This is a genomic window from Treponema sp. R80B11-R83G3, assembly GCF_054786115.1.
Genome location: NZ_BDHF01000482.1, coordinates 1 through 474 on the forward strand (window position 1 = coordinate 1; position 474 = coordinate 474).

Here is a 474-nt window from a genome sequence, read left to right on the forward strand (position 1 = left end):
ATAAGCCCTAATTTTTGCACTATCGGAATTGAGATGTGTATTGATAAAGAGGGGAACTTTACTGATGAGACAATTAATGCCGCTGTTGAATTGGCAGTAAAACTTCTTAAAGAAAATAATTTAACAGCTGACGATATTGGTCATCATCGGAAAGTCGTTGGTTGGAAGGATTGTCCATTGCCGTGGGTTCGCAAAGTTTATCTATTTGATGAATTCAAGGATAAAGTCAGGGCAAAGTTGGGGTTCTTGTTATAAGTGAGCAAAGAGCAAAGCAATGAGCAGAGAGAAATGAGCAATGAGCAAAGAGAAATGAGGAATGAGAAATGAGCAATGAGCAATGAGCTAGAAGATAAGGGCAAGGGAGGGAGATATGACTGATAACATTTATTTGAGGAGTGTTTGAATGGAAGATAAAAAGACTTGTGCGGATTGTTTACATTGTAAAGTTTCTTCAATGTCTACTACGGATTCAGG

Annotated in this window: 1 protein-coding gene; it reads left to right on the top strand. The window is 38.0% G+C overall.

Annotation, left to right across the window (positions count from 1 at the left end):
- A partial coding sequence (locus ACYVRH_RS14580; RefSeq protein WP_461257585.1) for an N-acetylmuramoyl-L-alanine amidase occupies nucleotides 1-255 on the top strand: 255 nt, incomplete at its 5' end.
- Nucleotides 256-474 lie beyond the last annotated feature (219 nt).